This window comes from Vibrio sp. SCSIO 43135, assembly GCF_023716665.1.
In the GTDB taxonomy this organism is placed as follows: Bacteria; Pseudomonadota; Gammaproteobacteria; order Enterobacterales; family Vibrionaceae; genus Vibrio; species Vibrio paucivorans.
This window is the reverse complement of sequence record NZ_CP071859.1, coordinates 268,045-291,008: the sequence shown is the minus strand read 5'-3', so window position 1 is coordinate 291,008 and position 22,964 is coordinate 268,045. Positions and strand designations below refer to the sequence as shown.

25 protein-coding genes are annotated in these 22,964 nt (G+C 46.0%); 6 read left to right on the top strand and 19 right to left on the bottom strand.

From position 1 onward, the window contains the following. Window positions 1-10: 10 nt before the first annotated feature. From rpsC to kefG, 17 genes are all read right to left on the bottom strand, one after another. Window positions 11-709, bottom strand: a complete 699-nt coding sequence (gene rpsC, locus J4N42_RS01330) for a 30S ribosomal protein S3 (RefSeq protein ID WP_021704473.1) — start codon at window positions 707-709, stop codon at window positions 11-13. Between the two features lie 19 nt (window positions 710-728). After that, window positions 729-1,061 carry a 50S ribosomal protein L22 gene (rplV, locus tag J4N42_RS01325; RefSeq protein ID WP_004745877.1) on the bottom strand — a complete coding sequence of 111 codons (333 nt, stop codon included), beginning with the start codon at window positions 1,059-1,061 and terminating at the stop codon, window positions 729-731. A gap of 10 nt (window positions 1,062-1,071) precedes the next feature. Further along, window positions 1,072-1,350: a 30S ribosomal protein S19 gene (gene rpsS, locus J4N42_RS01320; RefSeq protein ID WP_005435078.1), complete on the bottom strand. Its 279-nt coding sequence runs from the start codon at window positions 1,348-1,350 to the stop codon at window positions 1,072-1,074. Between the two features lie 19 nt (window positions 1,351-1,369). Next, window positions 1,370-2,194 (bottom strand): 50S ribosomal protein L2, encoded by an 825-nt coding sequence (gene rplB, locus J4N42_RS01315; protein ID WP_252029135.1) that lies wholly within the window; start codon window positions 2,192-2,194, stop codon window positions 1,370-1,372. A 15-nt stretch (window positions 2,195-2,209) separates the two neighbouring features. Then, complete coding sequence (gene rplW, locus J4N42_RS01310) at window positions 2,210-2,512, bottom strand: 50S ribosomal protein L23 (RefSeq protein WP_004398471.1); 303 nt, start codon at window positions 2,510-2,512, stop codon at window positions 2,210-2,212. Beyond that, window positions 2,509-3,111 (bottom strand): 50S ribosomal protein L4, encoded by a 603-nt coding sequence (rplD, locus tag J4N42_RS01305; RefSeq protein WP_038209089.1) that lies wholly within the window; start codon window positions 3,109-3,111, stop codon window positions 2,509-2,511. Before rplD ends, rplW begins: the two co-directional genes overlap by 4 nt. Window positions 3,112-3,128: 17 nt before the next feature. Beyond that, window positions 3,129-3,758, bottom strand: a complete 630-nt coding sequence (gene rplC, locus J4N42_RS01300) for a 50S ribosomal protein L3 (protein ID WP_252029134.1) — start codon at window positions 3,756-3,758, stop codon at window positions 3,129-3,131. Window positions 3,759-3,772: 14 nt separating this feature from the next. After that, the gene (rpsJ, locus tag J4N42_RS01295; RefSeq protein ID WP_001181007.1) at window positions 3,773-4,084 is read right to left on the bottom strand and encodes a 30S ribosomal protein S10; all 312 of its coding nucleotides are present in this window, start codon (window positions 4,082-4,084) and stop codon (window positions 3,773-3,775) included. Between the two features lie 508 nt (window positions 4,085-4,592). After that, complete coding sequence (gene rlmB / locus J4N42_RS01290; RefSeq protein WP_252029132.1) at window positions 4,593-5,330, bottom strand: 23S rRNA (guanosine(2251)-2'-O)-methyltransferase RlmB; 738 nt, start codon at window positions 5,328-5,330, stop codon at window positions 4,593-4,595. A 12-nt stretch (window positions 5,331-5,342) separates the two neighbouring features. Further along, window positions 5,343-7,811: a ribonuclease R gene (gene rnr, locus J4N42_RS01285; protein WP_252029131.1), complete on the bottom strand. Its 2,469-nt coding sequence runs from the start codon at window positions 7,809-7,811 to the stop codon at window positions 5,343-5,345. 148 nt (window positions 7,812-7,959) lie between these two features. Continuing rightward, window positions 7,960-8,595, bottom strand: coding sequence for a flagellar protein MotX (gene motX / locus J4N42_RS01280; protein WP_252029130.1), 636 nt, complete (start codon window positions 8,593-8,595; stop codon window positions 7,960-7,962). A 218-nt stretch (window positions 8,596-8,813) separates the two neighbouring features. Further along, window positions 8,814-10,130, bottom strand: a complete 1,317-nt coding sequence (locus J4N42_RS01275) for an adenylosuccinate synthase (protein WP_252029129.1) — start codon at window positions 10,128-10,130, stop codon at window positions 8,814-8,816. Window positions 10,131-10,267: 137 nt separating this feature from the next. Then, window positions 10,268-11,209, bottom strand: a complete 942-nt coding sequence (locus tag J4N42_RS01270) for an isoaspartyl peptidase/L-asparaginase family protein (protein ID WP_252029128.1) — start codon at window positions 11,207-11,209, stop codon at window positions 10,268-10,270. Between the two features lie 139 nt (window positions 11,210-11,348). After that, on the bottom strand, window positions 11,349-11,924 hold the full coding sequence (gene slyD, locus J4N42_RS01265) for a peptidylprolyl isomerase (protein ID WP_252029127.1): 576 nt from the start codon (window positions 11,922-11,924) through the stop codon (window positions 11,349-11,351). An 86-nt stretch (window positions 11,925-12,010) separates the two neighbouring features. Beyond that, on the bottom strand, window positions 12,011-12,226 hold the full coding sequence (locus tag J4N42_RS01260) for a YheV family putative zinc ribbon protein (RefSeq protein WP_252029126.1): 216 nt from the start codon (window positions 12,224-12,226) through the stop codon (window positions 12,011-12,013). A gap of 51 nt (window positions 12,227-12,277) precedes the next feature. Then, window positions 12,278-14,077, bottom strand: a complete 1,800-nt coding sequence (gene kefB, locus J4N42_RS01255; RefSeq protein ID WP_252029125.1) for a glutathione-regulated potassium-efflux system protein KefB — start codon at window positions 14,075-14,077, stop codon at window positions 12,278-12,280. After that, the gene (gene kefG / locus J4N42_RS01250) at window positions 14,067-14,663 is read right to left on the bottom strand and encodes a glutathione-regulated potassium-efflux system ancillary protein KefG (RefSeq protein ID WP_252029124.1); all 597 of its coding nucleotides are present in this window, start codon (window positions 14,661-14,663) and stop codon (window positions 14,067-14,069) included. Before kefG ends, kefB begins: the two co-directional genes overlap by 11 nt. 145 nt (window positions 14,664-14,808) lie before the next feature. Between kefG and J4N42_RS01245 the strand changes: the two genes are divergently transcribed. The 6 genes from J4N42_RS01245 (at window position 14,809) to crp (ending at window position 20,392) form a co-directional block, all read left to right on the top strand. Beyond that, the gene (locus J4N42_RS01245) at window positions 14,809-16,731 is read left to right on the top strand and encodes an ABC transporter ATP-binding protein (RefSeq protein WP_252029123.1); all 1,923 of its coding nucleotides are present in this window, start codon (window positions 14,809-14,811) and stop codon (window positions 16,729-16,731) included. Continuing rightward, a complete protein-coding gene (locus J4N42_RS01240) occupies window positions 16,728-17,207 on the top strand; it encodes a TIGR02444 family protein (protein WP_252029122.1) in 480 nt (159 codons plus the stop codon). Before J4N42_RS01245 ends, J4N42_RS01240 begins: the two co-directional genes overlap by 4 nt. A 21-nt stretch (window positions 17,208-17,228) precedes the next feature. After that, window positions 17,229-18,260: a hydrolase gene (locus J4N42_RS01235; protein WP_252029121.1), complete on the top strand. Its 1,032-nt coding sequence runs from the start codon at window positions 17,229-17,231 to the stop codon at window positions 18,258-18,260. 75 nt (window positions 18,261-18,335) lie between these two features. After that, window positions 18,336-18,548: a YheU family protein gene (locus tag J4N42_RS01230; RefSeq protein ID WP_252029120.1), complete on the top strand. Its 213-nt coding sequence runs from the start codon at window positions 18,336-18,338 to the stop codon at window positions 18,546-18,548. A 99-nt stretch (window positions 18,549-18,647) separates the two neighbouring features. Beyond that, a complete protein-coding gene (locus tag J4N42_RS01225) occupies window positions 18,648-19,517 on the top strand; it encodes a phosphoribulokinase (RefSeq protein ID WP_252029119.1) in 870 nt (289 codons plus the stop codon). 242 nt (window positions 19,518-19,759) lie between these two features. Further along, window positions 19,760-20,392 carry a cAMP-activated global transcriptional regulator CRP gene (gene crp, locus J4N42_RS01220; protein ID WP_004410522.1) on the top strand — a complete coding sequence of 211 codons (633 nt, stop codon included), beginning with the start codon at window positions 19,760-19,762 and terminating at the stop codon, window positions 20,390-20,392. 122 nt (window positions 20,393-20,514) lie between these two features. Here the strand turns inward: crp and J4N42_RS01215 are convergent, their stop codons facing one another. Together J4N42_RS01215 and astD are read right to left on the bottom strand one after the other, a co-directional pair. Continuing rightward, complete coding sequence (locus J4N42_RS01215) at window positions 20,515-21,306, bottom strand: DUF1338 domain-containing protein (RefSeq protein WP_252029118.1); 792 nt, start codon at window positions 21,304-21,306, stop codon at window positions 20,515-20,517. 193 nt (window positions 21,307-21,499) lie between these two features. Beyond that, window positions 21,500-22,957: a succinylglutamate-semialdehyde dehydrogenase gene (astD, locus tag J4N42_RS01210; RefSeq protein WP_252029117.1), complete on the bottom strand. Its 1,458-nt coding sequence runs from the start codon at window positions 22,955-22,957 to the stop codon at window positions 21,500-21,502. Window positions 22,958-22,964: the final 7 nt, after the last annotated feature.

Genomic DNA, 22,964 nt, shown 5'->3' with positions numbered 1-22,964 from the left:
TGTCGACTCCTTACTTACGGCCTTTACGCTGCTTCTTAGGCTTGTCGCCTTTTGGCTCTACTGCGTTAGCAGCTGGCATACCGCCTAGAATCTCACCTTTGAAGATCCAAACTTTAATGCCGATCACACCGTATTGAGTGTGAGCCGAAGAAGTTGCGTAATCAATGTCAGCACGTAGAGTGTGTAGAGGCACACGGCCTTCACGGTACCACTCAGAACGTGCGATTTCAGCGCCGCCTAGACGACCGCTTACTTCCACTTTGATACCTTTAGCGCCTAGACGCATTGCGTTTTGTACTGCGCGCTTCATAGCACGACGGAACATAACACGACGCTCTAGTTGAGACGCGATGCTGTCACCCACAAGTTGTGCGTCCAGCTCAGGCTTACGTACTTCAGCGATGTTAATTTGCGCTGGTACACCTGCAATTTTAGCTACAGCTGCGCGTAGCTTCTCAACGTCTTCACCTTTCTTACCGATAACAACACCTGGACGAGCAGTGTGAATAGTCACACGGATGCTCTTAGCAGGACGCTCGATAACGATGCGTGATAGAGACGCTTTTTGTAGTTCCTTAGTAAGGAACTGACGTACCTTGAAGTCGCCGTCTAGGTTGTCAGCGAAATCTTTGGTGTTAGCAAACCATGTAGCATTCCAAGGCTTAACGATGCCAAGACGAATACCATTTGGATGTACTTTCTGACCCATTGCTTACTCTCCTAGTCTCTTAGCGATCTGCTACAACAACAGTGATGTGGCTTGAACGCTTCAAGATACGATCCGCACGGCCTTTAGCACGAGGCATAATACGCTTCATGATAGGGCCCTCATCTACGAAGATTTTAGCGACATTTAGATCGTCGATATCTGCACCTTCGTTGTGCTCCGCGTTTGCGATAGCTGACTCAAGAACTTTCTTGATTAGATCAGCAGCTTTTTTGTTGCTGAACGTCAAGATTTCTAGTGCTTGGTCTACTGACTTACCGCGAATTTGGTCTGCAACTAAGCGAGCTTTCTGAGGCGAAATGCGAGCAAAGTTATGTTTAGCTAATGCTTCCATCATCTACTCCTTAACGCTTCTTAGCTTTCTTATCCGCAGCGTGACCGCGGTAAGTACGTGTTGGTGCAAATTCGCCCAGTTTGTGACCGATCATTTCTTCAGTTACAAATACTGGAACGTGTTGACGACCATTATGGACAGCGATGGTCAAACCAATCATTGTTGGGATGATCATTGAGCGACGGGACCAAGTCTTAATAGGCTTTTTGTCTCCGCTTTCCACCGCTTTCTCTACCTTCTTCAGCAAGTGTAGGTCAATAAATGGACCTTTCTTGAGAGAACGTGGCATGGCGATTCCTCTTTATAGATTATTTGTTACGACGACGTACAATGTACTTGTCAGTGCGCTTGTTCTTACGAGTCTTGAAGCCTTTAGTTGGCTGACCCCAAGGAGAAACTGGGTGACGACCACCAGAAGTACGGCCTTCACCACCACCGTGTGGGTGGTCTACTGGGTTCATTACCACACCGCGAACGGTTGGACGAACACCGCGCCAGCGGTTAGCACCAGCTTTACCTAGTTCACGTAGCATGTGCTCAGAGTTACCAACTTCACCGATTGTTGCACGGCCTTCAGAAAGTACTTTGCGCATTTCGCCAGAACGTAGACGGATAGTTACGTATGCACCGTCGCGAGCAACGATTTGAGCATAAGCACCAGCCGAACGAGCTAGCTGTGCACCTTTACCAGGCTTAAGTTCAACACAGTGTACAGTAGAACCTACTGGGATGTTGCGCATTGGCAGAGTGTTACCTGCTTTAATTGGCGCATCTACACCAGATTGGATCTGGTCACCTGCTTGAACACCTTTAGGTGCGATAATGTAACGACGCTCACCGTCTGCGTACAGAACTAGAGCGATGTTAGCGCTACGGTTTGGATCGTATTCTAGACGCTCAACTTTCGCTGGGATACCGTCTTTAGTACGTTTGAAGTCAATTACACGGTAGTGGTGTTTGTGACCACCGCCGATGTGACGTACTGTGATACGACCGTTGTTGTTACGACCACCATTCTTAGAGTTTTTCTCTAGAAGAGGTGCGTATGGCTTACCCTTGTGTAGGTCAGCGTTAACAACTTTAACGACGTGACGACGACCAGGGGAAGTCGGCTTACATTTAACAATAGCCATTTTTAACTACTCCTGTTATTCCGCGCCGCCAACGAAGTCAAGATCTTGACCTTCTTTCAAAGTAACGTACGCTTTCTTAACGTCGCTGCGGCGACCTTGGCGTAGACCTTGACGTTTGGTCTTACCCTTAGTGATAAGAGTATTTACAGACTTAACTTCAACTTCAAATAGCTTTTCTACAGCTGCTTTGATCTCTTTTTTAGTTGCATCTTTAGCTACTTTGAAAACGATAGTGTTCGCTTTCTCAGCTGCCATAGTTGCTTTTTCAGAGATGTGCGGTGCACGTAGAACTTTTAGGATACGCTCTTCAGTGATCATGCTAGCATCTCCTCAACTTGCTTAACTGCTTCAGCAGTAATTACAACCTTGTCAAACGCGATTAGAGAAACTGGGTCAATACCAGCTACGTCGCGAGCGTCAACTTTGTACAGGTTACGAGCCGCTAGGAATAGATTCTCATCTACTTCGCTAGTCACGATTAGAGCGTCAGTTAGCTCAAGCTCTTTAAGCTTAGCTACTAGCTCTTTAGTTTTTGGAGCTTCTACAGAGAAGTTATCAACAACGATTAGACGCTCTTGACGAACTAGCTCAGAAAGAATGCTCTTCATAGCACCACGGTACATTTTCTTGTTAACTTTTTGGCTGTGATCTTGTGGTTTCGCAGCAAAAGTAACACCACCTGTACGCCAGATTGGGCTACGGATTGTACCAGCACGCGCACGGCCAGTACCTTTTTGACGCCATGGCTTAGCGCCACCGCCAGAAACTTCTGAACGTGTCTTTTGAGCACGAGTACCTTGACGAGCACCTGCTGCGTACGCAACAACTACTTGGTGTACAAGAGCTTCGTTAAACTCACGTCCGAAAGTAGTTTCGGAAACAGTTAGTGCATCAGCACCTTTAACCATTAATTCCATTACTTACTCCTGAGACGTTATGCTTTAACAGCTGGTTTAACGATCACGTTACCGCCAGTTGCGCCTGGGACTGCACCTTTAATAAGAAGCAGATTGCGCTCAGCGTCAACACGTACGATCTCTAGGTTTTGAGTCGTTACACGCTCAGCACCCATGTGACCTGCCATTTTCTTGCCTTTAAACACGCGACCTGGAGTTTGACATTGGCCAATTGAACCCGGTGCACGGTGAGACAAAGAGTTACCGTGAGTCATATCTTGAGTAGAGAAGTTCCAACGCTTAACAGCGCCTTGGAAGCCTTTACCTTTAGATGTACCAGTAACGTCTACTTTTTTAACTTCGTTGAAAAGTTCTACGTTTAGCTCAGCGCCAACTTCAAACTCTTCGCCGTTTTCTAAACGGAATTCCCAAAGACCGCGACCAGCTTCTACACCTGCTTTCGCAAAGTGACCAGCTTCTGGCTTAGATACACGGTTAGCTTTCTTAGCACCAGCAGTTACCTGGATTGCTGCGTAGCCATCGTTCTCAAGAGTTTTAACTTGAGATACACGGTTCGCTTCAACCTCAACAACAGTTACTGGGATAGAAACGCCTTCTTCAGTAAATACGCGGGTCATACCCACTTTACGTCCGACTAGACCAATCATTCTTCTAATCTCCCTTAACCTAGGCTGATTTGTACATCAACGCCAGCAGCAAGATCTAGACGCATTAGAGCGTCAACAGTTTTGTCTGTTGGCTCAACGATGTCGATCAAACGCTTGTGAGTACGAATTTCGTACTGGTCACGTGCATCTTTGTTGACGTGTGGAGAGATAAGAACAGTGAAACGCTCTTTACGAGTAGGTAGTGGAATTGGACCACGAACCTGTGCGCCGGTACGCTTTGCTGTTTCAACGATTTCCGCAGTAGAAGCGTCGATTAGTTTGTAATCGAAAGCTTTTAGGCGGATACGAATACGTTGGTTCTGCATGAGACAGAGCTCCAATAATTAAAAATTACACAAACAATATCGCCACTCAAACTCGTCAAGACGAGAGAATGCCGATTGATTTATGTGAAACCGTAGCATCCAAGATTAGGACGCATTGTCAGTTAATTTTCGATTAAACTACCCCTGAAGCCAAAGTCACCTTCGGTGCAGTTATTCATGAGAATAAGTAGCTAATTGTATTAACCGCGAACATAAGCTGAGTTTACATTACCTGATAAATCCTAAGAATTATCAGCTCCTCGATGCTCATTGGTTCACAACTGGCTTAACCAGTGCGCTGCATTATACAGATCACAGTTTTACATGCAAGGGTTGTTTGAAAAATAAACGGGGCAGGAAAACTTGGTTATTGTTTAGTCTTGCTCTATTGGGATTTCAAAGTGGCACTTCAGAATAAGGCAGGATTTAGGTTTCTAACCTGTGGTCGACTGAAAACAATAAAACGCAGACTGCGTGAACAATCTGCGCTTTTGATTGAAGGAACTGATTAAGCTAAACGTTGGCGTACTGCTTCAAAAAGGCAAACACCAGAGGCAACCGATACGTTTAAACTCGACACGCTACCAGCCATTGGGATCTTGATTAAATCATCACAAGTTTCGCGAGTGAGTCGACGCATTCCGTCTCCTTCAGCTCCCATAACGATAGCCAGTGGACCAGTTAGCTTTGCTTGGTAAATATCGTGGGTGGCTTCACCAGCCGTTCCAACAAACCAGATCCCCTGCTCTTGCAACGCTCTCATTGTGCGCGCTAGGTTGGTCACACGGACCAAAGGTACTGTTTCAGCTGCACCACAGGCTACTTTGCTCACCGTTGCCGTAAGAGGAGCTGATTTATCCTTAGGCACAATTACTGCAGCGACACCCGCTGCATCAGCATTACGTAAGCACGCGCCTAAATTGTGCGGGTCGGTAACGCCATCAAGTACCAATAAGAGCGGCTGCTCGTGTTGAGCTAAAATGCCATCAAGGTCATTTTCATTAAGCTGCTTTGCAGGCTTAACTTTGGCAATGATACCTTGGTGGTTTGCCCCTCGAGCTTTATCATCTAACGCTTTACGCCCCATTTGCTGAATAGAGACACCACACACTTGCAGTTCATTCAGCAGAGGTAAAAGTCGGTCATCTTGACGACCTTTCAATACGAACGCTTCAATAAAACGCGCTGGATCTTTTTCCAATACGGCTTTCACTGCGTGAATTCCGTAGATAAATTCGTTACTCATGTTCTAATCCGATTATGATTTCTTGCCGCGAGCCTTACTATTTTTAGTACGCGACTTTTTCTTACGTGCTTTTTCTGCCTTAGATTTCTTACGAGGGCCTTTTTCAGCACTCCCTTCGTTGCTTCCATCTGGGCGTTTGGTTGGCTCAACCAAAGGTCTTGCCGCCACGCCAGGCTTACGCGCTTTTACTGACGCACGTTTCTTGCTCTTCGCTTTCTTCTGAGCTTCCGCTGCACGTTTCTTAGCTGTTTTTCCTTTGCCGCGTAGCTTACGACTTGTTTCAACTAATTCAAAGTCAATTTGGCGATCATCTAAGTTCACTGATAAGACTTTTACTTTAACTGCATCCCCTAGGCGGTAGATAGCTCCGAAGCTTTCACCGATAAGCCTTTGACCTATCGGATCAAACTGATAATAGTCATTAGCTAGGGAAGAAATATGCACCAAGCCATCAATATGCAGCTCAGTTAGTCGCACAAAGAAACCAAAACCCGTGACATTAGCAATCACACCGTCAAGCTCTTCGCCAACGTGGTCTTGCATGTATTCACACTTGAGCCAATCAGAAACCTCTCGAGTCGCATCATCAGCTCTACGTTCAGTCATAGAACATTGCTCACCAAATACGTCCATGTCATCAAACGAGTAATGGAAGCCCCCTGTTGGTGTCCAACGATCTTTCACTGTACCGCTCTCTTTCGCTATCAGGTACTTGATTGCTCGGTGCAACAGTAAATCTGGGTAACGGCGAATAGGTGAAGTAAAGTGAGCATAACGTTTAAGTGCCAATCCAAAGTGGCCGCAGTTGTCCGCGTTATATACCGCTTGCTTCATCGATCTCAGCAGCATGGTTTGAATCAGTTCTTTGTCTTGTCGCTCACCAATTTGTTTCATTAAGTTCGCATAATCCGTTGGTGATGGCTCAAGCCCACCCGCTAAGTTCAAACCTAACTCGCCAAGGAAGTCTCGGAAACCTTGTAGGCGAAGTTCACCCGGTGATTCATGGATACGGAATAACGAAGGTTCTTTAGCTTTCTCGACTAAGGACGCTGATGCTATGTTGGCTAAGATCATACATTCTTCAATAATCTTATGCGCATCATTACGAATCACAGGCTCTATGCTATCAATCTTACGATCAGCATTAAAAATGAACTTGGTTTCCACAGTTTCAAATTCAATCGCGCCGCGATTATCACGTGCTTTCTTAAGCACCTTATACATCTTATGTAATTCTTCTAGATGAGGGATTAAACCGTCATAACGTTGCCTTAGCTCTTCATCTCCCTCTAAGATAGCGCCGACTTTGTTATAAGTCAGACGAGCATGAGAGTTCATCACAGCCTCATAATGCTTATAGCCTGATAGCTTACCTGTTGCCGAGATGGTCATTTCACACACCATACACAAGCGATCAACTTGAGGGTTAAGTGAACACAGTCCATTCGATAATACTTCAGGTAGCATCGGCACCACTTGAGACGGAAAGTAGACCGAGTTACCTCGATTAATCGCCTCTTTATCCAGTGCCGTATCTGGTCGAACGTAGTAGCTCACATCAGCTATCGCAACCCAAAGACGCCAACCACCACTTTTCTTGGCTTCACAGTAAACAGCGTCGTCAAAATCACGTGCATCTTCCCCATCAATGGTGACTAAAGGTAGCTCACGTAAATCGACTCGACCTTTCTTCGCTTCTTCAGGCACTTCTTCGCCAAGGTTAGCTATCTGCTTGTCAACTTCATCAGGCCACACATTAGGAATTTGGTGAGTACGAATGGCAATTTGCGTTTCCATTCCAGGTGCCATGTTTTCACCCAGCACTTCAATCACTTTACCCGTCATACCTCTAGATCGGCTACCGCGGTCGGTAATTTCAATCACAACGACATTCCCCATACGGGCACTGCCCTTATGCTCATTAGGGATTAGGATATCTTGGCTAATGCGTGAATCGTCAGCCACCACGTACGAATAACCATATTCTAAGAAGAAACGACCCACTATCTGAGTTTTTCGTTCTTCTAAGACTCGAACTAACCGCCCTTCCTTACGACCACGCTTATCTGTACCTGCTGGTTGTACAAGCACATAGTCACCATGAATGATGGTGCGCATTTGATGATGAGGGAGTAAGACATCATCATCTTTCCCCACACTTCCTTCTGGCCTTACCCAACCATGACCATCTTTATGTCCAATAACATAGCCTTTGATCATTTCCAGCTTGTCTGGTAAGGCGTAGCATTGACGGCGAGTAAATACCAACTGACCGTCACGTTCCATCGCTCTTAAACGACGGCGTAAACCTTCATACTGTTCCTCTCCCGAAAGTTGCAGTGCTTCAAACAGATCATTGCGATTCATTGGCACATTAGCTTGGGTAAGGAATTCAGTAATGAACTCTCGGCTAGGGATCGGATTTTCGTAATTCTTTGATTCGCGATCCGCATAAGGGTCGTTATTGATTGTGTCTGACATAGGCAGGCCTGCTTAAGCGAGGGAGGGTTTGTAACTAGTATATCCGGTTCTATACATTAGCTACAGTTAAGCTTTGAAAAAGAAACAAAAAACGCTCTCCAACTAATCAAATTAGTGCTGAGAGCGTTTCTAAAAAATTCCGGTATTTTTACCAAGGCGTGTCCCGCCGTTTAGCCCGGGCAATCACATTACCTGGCATTCGCCGTTCAAGACCTTGGCGTAAGATAGATATCCGTTTATGAGTTCTCTGATCTGCTGTCACTGAGTTGTACAACCAGCGGTAGGCATCTTCATAGTCAAGTGGGCTACCATAATCTCGAAGCAGTAGTTCAGCTAAGTGAATACGCGCATTTAAGTTGCCCATTGCAGCAGCTTCACGCAGATATGGAATAGCTCGCTCTTTATCTTGCTGAACTAATGTCCCGCGGGAGTAATAACGGCCGAGCTGCTCAAGAGCCGTTGCTAACCCTTGGTGCGCAGCATTCTCCATGTAGTAGAGGCCCAACTCAACATCTTGCTCAACACAGACGCCCCAAGCCAACATATCGCCATACAAAAATTCATAGGATGGCAAGCTTATCCGCGTTGCTCGAGCCACGATATCCTCTACCAACTGGCAGTTATCGGCTTTGACTCGCTCTAGATGTTTGTTCTGTTGTATCAGTTTAATTAGTTCAGCTTCAGTATAAATGGGGACAGGCTCACCCACTTCTGCCACATTGGCATGACTTAATGATGAGCTTAGCGCCAGTATTAACGAAGCTGCTACCGTACGTAGCTTCATATCTGCACTCTTAATGTGTTCCGATCGCCGCAATAGCGCATTTTGCACTATTAAAGCTTAGCTTGATTTCTTTATCGGCAACATCCGCAAACTCTTTAGACAAAATTTGCCACTATCTGGCAACAGTTTGCCATACGGCGTACAAAAAACAACCGTGAAACAGATATAAAAAAGCCGGCTGTTATAGCCGGCTTTAAGAAAATTTTAAAAATCAACCATTAAGAGCTAAATGGGTGAACTTTAATGATTGTTTCGTTACGATCTGGACCTGTTGATACGATATCAATTGGTACACCAGTAAGTTCTTCAATACGTTTGATGTAATCAAGAGCAGCTTGTGGAAGCGCATCGATTGATTTAGCACCGAACGTTGTCTCAGACCAACCTGGCATAGTTTCGTAAATTGGCGTTGCTTCTTCGAAAGCTTCAGCAGCCATCGGAGAAACTTCTAGAATTGAGCCATCTTTCATCTTGTAACCAGTACAGATTTTTAGCTCTTCTAGACCGTCAAGAACATCTAGCTTAGTTAGACAGAAACCAGAGATCGAGTTGATTTGTACTGCACGACGCATAGCAACTGCATCAAACCAACCAGTACGACGTAGACGACCCGTTGTTGCACCAAACTCGTGGCCAACATCACCTAGGTGTTTACCAACTGGGTCTTGCTTATCTAGACCGTCGTAAAGTTCTGTTGGGAATGGACCAGAACCAACACGAGTACAGTATGCCTTAGTAATACCAAGGATGTAGCCAATGTGGCGAGGGCCAAAACCAGAACCTGCAGCAACACCACCAGCAGTCGTGTTAGAAGAAGTTACGTATGGGTAAGTACCGTGGTCGATATCTAGTAGCGTACCTTGAGCACCTTCGAACATGATCTTATCGCCGCGCTTGCGAGCTGCGTCTAGTTCGTCAGTCACATCAATAACCATTGACGTCAGTAGGTCAGCGTAACCCATGCACTGCTCAAGTACTTCTTCGTAGCTTACTGTTTCAGCTTTGTAGAAGTGCTCTAGTTGGAAGTTGTGGAATTCCATTACTTCTTTCAGTTTTTCAGCGAACATTTCTTTATCGAAAAGATCGCCAACACGAAGACCACGACGAGCCACTTTGTCTTCGTAAGCTGGACCGATACCACGACCAGTCGTACCAATTGCTTTCTTACCACGAGCGATTTCACGCGCTTGGTCGATAGCAATGTGGTATGGAAGAATTAGAGGACAAGCTTCAGAAATGAAAAGACGCTCTTTTACAGGAATGCCACGCTCTTCAAGAGGCTTCATCTCTTTTAGTAGCGCATCAGGTGATAATACTACGCCATTACCGATAACACATTTTACGTTATCGCGAAGGATACCTGATGGAATTAAGTGGAGAACGGTTTTTTCACCGTCAATGACAAGAGTGTGACCTGCGTTGTGACCGCCTTGGTAGCGAACCACGTATTTTGCATCTTCAGTTAAAAGGTCTACGATTTTACCTTTACCTTCGTCACCCCATTGGGTGCCTAGAACGACTACGTTATTTCCCATCTTTCCAAGTCTGATTGCTAGTTAAAAATGGATTCTAGCACTGAATCACATTTCTTGCAGTCATTTTTTAATCATGGCTTATCAATACAGACTTAACTTATTGATCAAAAATAGAAAAGAAGTCGAACTAACGCTGTTTACTCATCCGCATAGATTTTTACACTGATTTGGCCATCGACATCGATACTGGCGCGATACATACCGGAGCTGTTCATTGCAAAGTGTATATCTCCAGCACAGTCAATCGCGATAAGGCCACCTTCTCCACCCATCGATTTAAGCTCACCTTGAATCACTGTCTCGCTAGCAATATGCACATCTTCTTTCAAATAACGCATACGTGCTGCAACATCACCAGCAACCATTTTACGAATGAAGAACTCCCCCATTCCCGTAGTCGACACGGCCACATTACCATTTTCAGCAACTGTTCCCGCACCAATAATAGAAGAGTCACCGACACGACCATATTGTTTATTGGTCACTCCACCAGTGCTCGTCGCTGCTGCCAAATTACCTTGCTGATCGAGCGCCACTGCGCCAACCGTGCCGTACTTGTTGTCGTCGGGGTATTTCGATTCAGATAAGGCGAACAGACCCTTCTCTTTCATAGATTGAAGTTGCTCATAACGACGGTCGGTGTAAAAGTAGTCTTGCTCGGTGTAGCTATAGCCATTCTCGAAAGCAAACTCTTCGGCGCCCTCACCAATAAGCAGTACATGATTACTTTTCTTCATTACATCACGAGCCAACTCAATTGGATTTTTAATATGCCTCACCGCGGCAATTGCCCCAGCCGCTCCTTCTTTACCATGCATCACCGAAGCATCCATCTCTATGATTTCTTTATTCGTCATCACAGAGCCCTTACCAGCATTAAAGTTGGGAGAGTCCTCAAGGACCTTCACTGCAGCCACAACAGCATCTAGCGCATCTCCACCACTAATTAGAACTTGGTGACCCGCACGCACTGACGCTTCTAAGTCATGGAGTATCGATGCCTTTAACTCTGCACTCATTTGCTGTTTCAAAATCGTGCCGGCACCACCGTGAATGGCAATGGAAAATGGCTGAGACATAATGTTTCCTTCGCAACAAAGATTTTATTCAAGATAAACAAAAAGCGCCCATCGAATCAACGATAAGCGCTTTATTACATTTATTTAAGGCAGCAAGTTTTCTGAGTAACGAGCTACTTAAAAACAAAAGTGTTCAAGATTAGTGAGAGCTGCAGCTTCCGCTACCACAACATTCATGGTCGTCAGCTTTTTCTTCGCCACCGCAGCAGCCGCCTTCTTTTTCTTCACCGTGACCGCCACAACAACCACCAGCTTGGTGAATATGGCCGTGTTCGATTTCGTCAGCTGTCGCTTCACGAGTTGCGATAACTTCAACGTCAAAAGTCAGTGTTTGGCCAGCAAGCATGTGGTTACCATCAACTACAACTTCATCGCCATCGACTTCAGTCACTTCAACTGGGATTGGGCCCTGGTCAGTGTCCGCTAGGAAACGCATACCTACTTCGATTTCTTCCACGCCTTGGAAAACATTCGCTGGAACACGTTGAACAAGTGCATCGTTGTGCTCGCCATACGCTTCTTCAGGAGCAACAGTTGCAGAGAACTTGTCACCTGCCACTTTGCCTTCTAGATGCTTCTCTAGGCCAGTGATTAGGTTGTTGTGACCGTGTAGGTAATCTAGCGGTGCTTCTGCAGTTGACTGATCAACGACAACGCCGTCTTCAACTTTTACTTGGTACGCTAGGCTAACGACTACGTTCTTTTCAATTTTCATAATTGCTCCGAGGCGGTTAAGGCTTGAAGATTGGTTCAAGCAACATCTTTACACTGGTATTATGGGGATCAATTAAAGAAACTCAATTATTCCGGTTTAAAAATCCCGATCATTTCTGGCTCGGCTTGTTGTGTTTTGTTGACAGAGTCTTTAGCAAGCGGATTTGGCGTACGCTGCTCAGCGTAATCACACTCAACACATTCCACTAATTCTATATTGTTTTCTATCCACCAACGCAAAGTGTCTTGCGTTTTACATTGCGGGCAACTTGCTCCGGCAATAAATCTTTTTTTCGCTTTCATATTTACTCCTACTACCTATATGTAAGCACAACTCTGCGGTAAGAAAGGGGACTACTGCTGTTCCCAGTAGTTTCTTGACTGGCGGTCTTTATCCATTTCCCTACCAAAAATCTCTTCAAGCTCTTTTCTCGCCTCTTTGGCTCTTAACGCTAATTGTTTATCGTCTGCATGCTGAGGTAATAACTCTTTAAGCATGGCATTGTCGAGCTTTCTAAAGTGGGCTTCAGCGCGTTTTGCTTGGTAAGGGTGCATTCCTAACTCTGTGAGCGCTTGCCTACCTAAATCAAGCGCCCCTAAGAAGGTCTCTCGGGAGTAGTTTTCTACCCCATGATTGAGTAACTGATACGCTTCTACCCGGCTTCGTGCACGAGCAAGAATTTTCAACTTAGGGAAGTGATGTTTACATAGCTCAACGATCTTCATAATTTCATCAGGAGCATCGGTACAGATAACAATTGCTTCAGCACTGGATGCACCTGCTGCTCGTAGCAAGTCGAGTTGAGTCGCATCGCCATAAAACACTTTGTAGCCGTACTTTCTAAGCAATTTGATCTGGCTTGCATCACTTTCTAGTACCGTAATTTTAATTTTATTGGCGTACATCAAACGCCCAATAATCTGACCAAAACGACCAAAGCCGGCAATGATAACTCTAGGCTCTTTATTGACCACATCAGACGTTACTGTACTTTGCTCGCTGTTTAAATCTTTGGCATACCAATGCTTTTGCGCCATTAACAATAATGGTGTGGTCACCATAGACAGGCTAACGACCACCAATAGGAAAGAAGATTGTTCGGTCGTTAATAAGCCTTCTGCACTTGCAGCAGTAAAGATAACGAATGCAAACTCACCACCTTGGCTGAGGATGGCCGCCATTTTGCTGCGAGCTTTAGCTCTAGTGCCAGAAAAACGCGCTAATAGGTAAAGTATCCAACCTTTAATCGCCACCAAGCCAATCACGGCCAAAATGACCTTAATCGGCTCAAAGGCCAATAGACCTAGGTTTACTGCCATGCCTACAGAGATAAAGAACAGCCCAAGTAATAAACCTTTAAACGGTTCAATCGCTATCTCCAGTTCATGACGATATTCACTCTCAGCCAAAAGCACACCCGCAAGGAAAGTGCCAAGAGCCATCGAAAGACCTAGCTGTTTCATGATCAGAGCAATACCAATCACTAATAGCAGAGCTGCAACCGTGAATAACTCCCTGACACCACTAAGCACAACATACTTGAACAGTGGCCTCAGTAAGAAATGACCACCGACCAACAAGCCAGCAATACCACCTAGCATCCACATGGCATCAAGCCAGTTACCAGCCGTGTTACCCGCTAAAATCGGCAACAGCGCCAGCATAGGGATAACAGCAATATCTTGGAAAAGCAGTACCGAGAATCCAGATTGACCAGTTTCCGTTCCCGCCAGCCCTTGCTCCTCAATCACTTTAAGGGCAATTGCTGTCGAAGAAAGAGCTAAGCCCATACCTATGACTAAGCTCGTCTGCCAGCTAACGCCTGCAATATAGGCAATTGAAGCCAGCACAGCAGTGGTAATGACAACCTGCGCGCCCCCCAGACCTAATATTGGACCACGTATCTGCCACAGCTTTTTTGGGTTGAGTTCTAATCCGATCAAAAACAATAACAACACTACACCGAATTCGGCGAAATGTAGGATTGCTTCTACATCGCTGATTAAACCAAGCCCCCAAGGTCCAATTGCTACGCCAGCTAGCAGGTATCCTAGAACCGAGCCTAAGCCTAATCGCTGCGCAATAGGAACCGCGGTAACCGCAGCAGCGAGGAAAATTACGCTGCTTTGGAGAAAGTCATTTTCAAGTGCCATACTCTCTCCTTAGCTCTTTGGTTGGGTTCATCAACCACTGACGATAAGATTCAGCGTGCTGATAGCGGTCCATATCACTGACATTCCGAGACCAGTAAAGTACAAGCGGCTCTATCCACTCCATTCGACACAATGCTGCCGTTAGCTCGAATGGCTGAAGGATTTGCTCTAGCGGATATTTGTTATAACCACTCGCACCAAACGCGTCCTTATTACCACCAGTGGTAATAACGCTGCGCCAGATTTTGCCTTGCAGAGCGCTCTCATTACCAAACGCAAAGCCTTTGCCGAGCACGCGGTCAAACCATTCTTTTAATAACGCGGGGCATGAATACATATAGAGAGGATGCTGAAATACAATGACATCGTACTCAAGCAACAAATGGTGCTCATAATTCACATCAATAAAGAAATCGGGATACTCTGAATAGAGGTCGTGAATTTTTACATGCTCTAGTGACGAGATTTTCTTAATCATCACTTGGTTAGCAATCGAGTTATCGGGTTCCGGGTGAGCATAAATCACCAGAACTTTTGGAGGCTGTGGGGTTGAAGACTGTAATATAGCGTCTTTATGTTCCGTCATTCCTTGGGCAGACTTCCTAGCAAAAATGCGTTATCAATTTGTTATCGTTTTTAGCATGATAACTCAAATTGTATAATGATCGACATTTATCGGTATTCCCCCTACTATTCTTCGCGTTAAAAACGACAGCGCAAATTGAACTTCTATGATTATCTTTTCTGACATCCAACTCCTTCGTGGCGGTAAACCTCTTTTAGAGCAAGCATCCGCAACTATTCATCCCGGCGATAAAGTCGGCCTAGTCGGCAAAAACGGCTGCGGTAAGTCAACGCTATTTGCCTTGATGAAAGATGAACTGTCCATCGATGCTGGCTCTTTTAGCCAACCCGCTCATTGGGAGCTCGCTTGGGTTGCTCAGGAAACACCAGCGCTAGAACGCCCAGCGCTTGAGTACGTGATCGATGGTGACCGAGAATACCGCGATTTAGAGAGGCAACTTGCAGACGCTGAGCAGGCCGATAACGGTACTCTCGTTGCTGAGATCCACGGAAAAATCGAAACCATTGGTGGTTACACCATCAAATCACGCGCTGCTGAACTCCTCGATGGTCTAGGCTTTAGCCAACAGCAAATGAGCTGGAACCTAACACAGTTTTCTGGTGGTTGGCGTATGCGCCTAAACCTTGCGCAAGCTCTACTGTGTCGTTCAGATCTACTGCTACTCGATGAACCGACTAACCACTTAGATCTCGACGCGGTTATGTGGCTCGAGCGCTGGCTACAAAATTACCCAGGAACGCTGATCCTTATCTCACACGATAGAGACTTCCTTGATCCAATTGTAGGACGCATTGTCCATATCGAAAACCAAACCATGAATGAGTACACCGGTAACTACTCATCATTTGAAGATCAGCGTGCGCAGAAACTCGTCCTACAACAAGCCATGTTCCAAAAGCAGCAGAAGCAAATGGCACATATGCAAAGCTATATTGATCGCTTTCGCTACAAAGCCTCTAAAGCGCGCCAAGCACAAAGCCGCATAAAAGCACTTGAGAAAATGGAGAAGGTGTTACCCGCGCAGTTCGATAATCCATTCAGCTTCGAGTTCAGAGAGCCTGCCGCACTACCCAACCCAATCATGATGATGGATGAAGTTTCTGCTGGCTACAACGATACTCTGATCCTTGAGAAGATTCGCCTTAACCTCGTTCCGGGTAGCCGTATCGGCCTACTTGGACGCAACGGCGCAGGTAAATCGACTTTAATTAAACTGCTTTCTGGAGAACTGACACCACAAGGCGGTGATTTAACTTACTCGCAGGGCGTCAAAATTGGCTACTTTGCTCAGCATCAGTTAGAAACGCTTCACCCAGAAGAAACGCCACTGCAACACATGATGCAGATCGCGCCTGATAAAAACGAGCTGGAACTACGTAACTACCTAGGTAGCTTTGGCTTCCAAGGTGATAAAGCACTAGAAAAAGTCGCTCCGTTTTCAGGTGGTGAAAAAGCTCGCTTGGTATTAGCGCTGATCGTTTGGCAAAAACCAAATCTGTTACTGCTCGATGAACCAACCAACCACTTAGATTTGGACATGCGCCAAGCTCTGACTCTCGCGCTACAAACCTTCGAGGGGGCGATGGTGATCGTATCGCACGACCGCTATCTACTTCGCGCCACAACTGACGACTTGTACCTGGTCCATGATCGCCAAGTCGCACCATTTGATGGCGACCTCAATGATTACTATAAGTGGCTAACAGAGCAACAAAAAGCAGAACGTAAAGAAGCGCAAGCACAGCAACCAGCCAAAGACACCACTAACAGTGCAGCAGCGAAAAAAGATCAAAAGCGCAGAGAAGCGGACTTCCGCAAACAAACCGCACCAATTCGTAAGATGCTCACTCAGCTTGAAACGAAAATGGACAAACTTTCGCAGGCACTTGAAGACGCTGAAACACAATTATCAGACACTTCACTGTATGAAGCAGAAAATAAAGCTAAACTTAATCAGGTACTCGCACTTCAAGCCAGCAGTAAATCCGAACTAGAAGACGTCGAAATGGACTGGATGGCACAACAAGAAGTCCTTGAGCAGATGGAAAAGGAATTCAACCAACAATGACTATAGAGCACGTCCGCATTTCGTTAACACTGGAGCGCTTATGGCAGTTTAGCTTGCAGTACTACAGCGTGCGTGAAGTGAAAGAGGCGTGCTTGCAGCTACAAAACCAGTTCCACGGCAATGTAAACCTACTGCTGCTACTCAAGTGGCTTGATGAACAGCAGGTCTCTTTTCGTGATGAAGACTGGCATAAAGTCGAAGAGTGTTTAGGGCGCTCAGAAGCACTCCTGCATAGTTTCCGTGAGCTTAGACGTAAAGCTAAGGTTCACCTTCCTGATACCTTATATCGAGAATCCCTGCAATTTGAGCTACAGTTGGAAAAGCAACAGCAATCGGATTTAGTCGATTGCATGAACTCACTGCAGCTTACCAACAACCAGAGTGAACCACTCACACTTCGCTACTGCAGACAATTAGGTGGAGAACATCTGTTCCAAGCATTTTCAGAGCCAGCTCCGACACAAGTGAATCAATAAGCTAATCCACAAAGACTGCCTATGACTCAATTTATTGCCGCGACAGGGCTAACCAACCCTCACCTACAAACACTTGCCCCGCGTTTTATCCGCAAGCAGGCGCTGTTTTCACCTATTTGGCAAACATTGGATACGCCGGACAACGATTTCTTAGATCTCGCTTGGAGCGAAGACTGGAGCAATGAGTCTGCACGTAACAAACCTGTCTTTGTACTTTTCCATGGTTTAGAAGGCTGCTTTTACAGCCCCTATGCTAATGGGTTAATGGATGCCTTCGCTCAAGATGGCTGGCTATCTGTGATGATGCACTTTCGCGGCTGCAGCGGAAAGCCCAACCAACAAGCCCGCGCTTACCACTCTGGAGAAGTAGAAGACGCTCGACTGTTTTTGGAGCATTTAGATAATCAGTTTCCCAATCAACGTAAAATCGCGGTGGGTATCTCTCTCGGCGGTAACATGCTTGCCAACTACTTGGCAAAATACAATCAGCAGCCACTGCTCGATGCCGCTAGCATAGTGTCAGCCCCATTAGATTTAGGCGCCTGTTCAGAACGAATTGAGGTGGGGTTCTCTCGTGTGTACCGACGCTACTTACTCTCTTCACTAAAGAAGAGCGCCCTACAGAAACACCACTTATTGAAAGGTGAACTGGGGCTGTCGTACAACAGTATTAAGCGAGTGACAAAGCTTTATGAATTTGATGACCTGATCACCGCTCCGCTACACGGCTTTAAAGACGCACAAGATTACTATCAGCAGTGTTCTGGAATTCACAAGCTCAAAGACATTAAGCTCCCTCTTCAGATCATCCATGCCAAAGACGACCCTTTCATGACGGATCAAGTGATTCCGAAGTTCGTTCTACCCGACAACATCGATTACCGCCTATTCGCGCAAGGGGGGCATGTCGGCTTCGTTACGGGTAGCGTGTTGAAGCCACGCTTTTGGTTGGAAGAAGCTCTCCCTGCTTATTACGAAAGTTTCACTAGTGCTAAATATCCTATCGACAACGAAGCGGCAGAAAACTCTGACGCAGCTCAGCTATACGTATAAACTAGGAAAAGCGCGCAAATCAGAAAAGTCGCGTGGAAGTAAGAGTCAATCGCATCATAAAGTGAAGAGGTATTTATGATCATCCCTTGGCAAGACATCCAGCCAGACACACTAGAAAACTTAATCAAAGAGTTTGTGCTCCGCGAAGGCACGGACTACGGCGAAATGGAATTTTCGCTACAAGATAAAGTTGACCACGTTAAATTGCAGCTGCAAAACGGTGAAGCAGTCATCGTTTTTTCTGAGTTGCATGAGACAGTTGATATTCAACTTAAAAAGCATCTATAAAGCTGATAACGCACGTAGTGCGCCAAAGTAGACGTTTTTCTTTGCCGTGCTATAGTGGGCTTTGCTAACAAGTAAGTTACTTTTAAGACAAGGTTTGTCATGTCTGCAAAACACCCGATTATTGCGGTGACTGGTTCTTCAGGAGCAGGAACCACCACCACTTCCGAAGCCTTCCGCAAAATGTTCAATATGATGAACGTAAAACCTGCATGGGTTGAAGGCGATAGCTTCCACCGCTTCACACGTCCAGAAATGGATGTGGAGATTCGTAAAGCGCGTGAGCAAGGAAAACACATCAGTTACTTTGGCCCGCAAGCCAACGATTTCCCAACCCTAGAAGAATTTTTCCGTAAGTATGGTAACGAAGGGGTTGGCCAAGTCCGCCGTTATCTGCACACCTTTGACGAAGCCGTGCCTTACAATCAAATGCCAGGTACGTTTACACCTTGGCAAGATTTGCCAGAAGACTCCGACGTCCTATTTTATGAAGGTCTCCATGGCGGTGTCGTTGATGGCGAAGTCAACGTGGCACAGCACGTCGATCTACTGATTGGCATGGTACCTATCGTTAACCTTGAATGGATTCAGAAATTCGTTCGAGATACTCGCGATCGTGGCCATTCCCGTGAAGCCGTGATGGACTCCATTGTCCGCTCAATGGACGACTACCTAAACTACATCACGCCACAATTTTCTCGTACCCACATTAATTTCCAGCGTGTTCCCACGGTCGATACGTCTAACCCATTGAATGCGAAAGGCATCCCGAGTTTGGACGAAAGTTTTGTCGTGATTCGCCTACGTGGCATCAAGAATGTCGACTTCCCATACTTGCTTGCGATGATTGATGGTTCGTTTATGTCGCGCCACAACACGCTTGTTGTGCCGGGCGGTAAGATGAGTTTTGCTATGGAACTGATTGCAAGGCCAATCCTACAGCAACTCATCGAAACTGGAAAAATTGGCTAGATAACCCTACAGAAAAGTCGTTTACTTTTCATACCGTGATCATGTGCACACTTTTGCTTAAAATATCCGTGCTATGACCCGATTAAAATCAAGAAATCGTACCCGGAAAAGGGTACTATTCTTAACCGAAACACAAGTTAGCTTGCAGCATTTGTAAAGTGCTCTTATCCTAGTAAGTCAATTTAAGGCTTAGCTAAAATATGGAAAGCGGCAAGCGTACCCTGCAGAGGAAGTGAGATATTATGGTTCTAGGTAAACCTCAAACCGATCCAACACTAGAGTGGTTTCTTTCACATTGTCATATTCATAAGTACCCTTCAAAAAGCACGCTGATTCATGCGGGCGAGAAAGCTGAAACTTTGTACTACATCGTTAAAGGTTCAGTAGCGGTTCTTATCAAAGACGAAGAAGGTAAGGAAATGATCCTTTCTTACCTAAACCAAGGCGACTTTATCGGTGAACTTGGTCTATTCGAAGAAGACCAAGAGCGTACCGCTTGGGTTCGTGCTAAATCTCCTTGTGAAGTTGCAGAAATCTCATTTAAGAAATTCCGTCAACTTATCCAAGTTAACCCAGATATCCTAATGCGCCTTTCTGCGCAAATGGCAAGCCGCCTACAAGTGACTAGCCAAAAAGTAGGTGACCTAGCGTTCTTGGACGTGACTGGCCGTATCGCTCAGACTCTTCTGAACCTAGCGAAACAACCAGATGCAATGACTCACCCAGACGGCATGCAAATCAAGATCACTCGTCAAGAAATCGGCCAAATCGTTGGTTGTTCTCGTGAAACAGTAGGTCGTATCTTGAAGATGCTTGAAGAGCAAAACCTGATTTCTGCTCACGGTAAGACTATCGTTGTTTACGGTACTCGTTAATCTTCACTGATTAAGCCAAAAATTTTAAAAGCCACCAATGGAAACATTGGTGGCTTTTTTGTTTCTCTAACCTTGTGAAACCAAGCAGATGCCACAAACGAAGCATCTGCTTTATCGCTCGCTTAGCCGTTAGTGCTCTCAAAGATTTTATCGGCGGAAGCAGCCACAAACCCTGGGTAGAGTTCACCATTAGCCATAGGGTAGCGTTTAGCGAATTCATAGAAGCCACCAGGAATCACCTCTGCGCCTTCAGTAAAGTTCACTGGCACTTTGTCTGCCATCGTCGATGATTGCTCTAATAATACCTCTGGAGAGCCCTTCACTTCGCCACCCGACTCATTGATAGTAAAGCCTGCTTCACGCAGGTGGTCATTCACTCCTTTTACTTCATCAAACGCATTTAGCTGATTGACACTCACAGTAAAGTGGTTAGCACCGTATCCATGCGCAGCAAGCCAAGAAGCGTACTCACTTTCTTTGGCCAATGTTTGGAAGTCAGCATAGCTTAGCTCCCATAATCGCCCACCAGACAAGAATTCATGACCTTTTAGCTTACTATGATCCAATTGCTCTACGAGCTTGGCTACAATGCTCTGTAGCTGCTTTGAACACTCTTCCACTTTGAGCTCACTAATGAATACTTTAGGTTGGCTCGGATCTGGGTGCTCATAATGCTTCGCCACCAACTTTTTACTTTCAAATACATAATCGCCACAAGCTTTATAGCCAACGTCTAAAAACGGCTGCGCCAGCGTTTCGATACCTAGCGGTGCGACATTAAATGTACGCAAAGCAATATGATCATTGATCAACGCTTCGTCTTCTTTTAGCAGTTTGTGAACCTTTTCAGCAGAAGGACATAACCTTGCAATGTAGTCTGTCCATAGCGAATCAAATAATACCGTTGGCGTCATGTCGCCTCCTTGTAGAGCGTGTTGCTTAAGTGGTTGTGGTTATTGGAAATCTACGTATAAAAATGGCTATCTATTGCAGGAAAACGACACACCACAATCAGATAGCCACTAAAGCTCTTTAGGCTTCTATTATTTTTAAGTGGTTCAGTCGCCGCATTGGCTTAATACCATGGCGACTTAACTCTTAACATCGTTACAGCGCTAGGCCTGGGCTAAGTGTCGCTGGCAGTAAAGTCTCTTGCCCTTCCATAGATGCCATTGGATACGCACAGTAATCCGCCGCGTAGTAAGCACTTGGACGCAAGTTACCCGATGCGCCAGGGCCACCAAACGGTGCATCACCACTTGCCCCTGTTAACTGACGATTGCGGTTTACGATGCCTGCACGAATATGGTCAACAAAGTAATCCCACTCTGCGTCGTCGGTTGATACCAAACCAGCAGACAGGCCAAAGCGAGTGTCATTTGCCAACTCAACCGCCTTCTCTAGCCCTTGGTAACGCACTACTTGCAGTAGTGGGCCAAAGTATTCTTCATCAGGCAAATCAGCAATGTTTGTCACATCAATGATACCCGGTGAGACAAACGCAGCCACGCCAGCTTGGGCTTCAACTAGGCTTTCTCCACCGAGCGATTGTAGGTTTGCTTGAGCGTCCAAAATGAACTTCGCTGCTGCTTGTGAGATTTGCGGCCCCATAAACGGTGCTGGGTCTGCAAATGGTTGGTCGACGCGAATGTTCTTGGTTGCTTCAACTAGCTTAACGATCAGCTGGTCACCTTTCTCACCTTGAGGTACATACAAACGACGCGCACAAGTACAACGCTGGCCTGCACTAATAAACGCAGATTGGATAATGGTGTATACCGTTGCATCTAGGTCGCCATATTGGTCAGAAATCACCATTGGGTTGTTACCGCCCATCTCGAGAGCCAGCATTTTACCCGGTTGACCCGCAAATTGACGATGTAGGATATGACCAGTGTTCGCACTACCCGTGAACAGTACGCCATCAATGCCTTTCGCATCCGCCAGAGCAATGCCGGTTTCTTTCGCGCCTTGCACAAGGTTAATCACACCAGCAGGCAGACCGACCTCTTGCCACAGCTTCATGGCAAATTCGCCCGTCCAAGGCGTTTGCTCTGAAGGTTTGAAGACCACCGTATTCCCCGCTAGCAGAGCTGGGACGATATGACCGTTTGGTAGGTGGCCTGGGAAGTTATAAGGGCCAAATACCGCCATCACACCTAACGGTCGATGACGGAGTACGATTTGGTTACCTGCCGCTTCACGTTGCGCTTCGCCAGTGCGGTCATGATAGGCGCGAATAGAGATGGCAATTTTACCTGCCATTGCCGCCGCTTCAGTGCGAGTTTCCCAGATTGGTTTGCCCGTTTCTTTGGCAATGATCTGCGCGATTTCTTCGCTGTTCTCTTTCACTTTTTCAGCAAACGCCAAAACGATTTTTTCACGCTCTTCGAAGCTGAGCTTTTTCCAGCTAACAAATGCCTCACGCGCTGCTTTTACCGCTGATTCCACTTGAGCGGGTGTTGCGCTGTCGCCTTGCCAGATCACTTCGTTGTTAAACGGACTGATTGAGTTCATTGCCTCGCCTTGGCCCGCTACCCATTCACCTGCAATCCACTGTGTCATGTTTCTA